This window comes from Rhizobium sp. SVR5-9E (genome assembly GCF_056755095.1).
Genome location: NZ_JBNDHS010000641.1, coordinates 1 through 243 on the forward strand (window position 1 = coordinate 1; position 243 = coordinate 243).

Consider the following 243-nt stretch of genomic DNA (forward strand, 5'->3'; position numbering starts at 1 on the left):
GCATGTCGATAAAGCGCAGTGGAAAGGCAAAACCGCATTCAACGATACGGTCATCGATACCGCGCGCTATCAGCGAAATGTCGACATGCTGAAAATCGTGGATAACGATATTCGCTATAAAGCAGACAGCTTTATCTTCAACGTGGCCGGGGCACCGGAAGAGGTCAAACAGTTCAGCGGCATCTCGCGTCCGGAATCCTGGGGGCGCTGGTCTAATGCGCAGCTGGGCAGTGAAGTGAAGAT

Annotated in this window: 1 protein-coding gene; it reads left to right on the forward strand. The window is 52.7% G+C overall.

Annotated elements, in window-relative coordinates; genetic code table 11:
- Positions 1 to 243: DUF7024 domain-containing protein (locus ACPYOJ_RS36370; protein ID WP_481420538.1), on the forward strand; the 243-nt coding region annotated here is incomplete at both ends.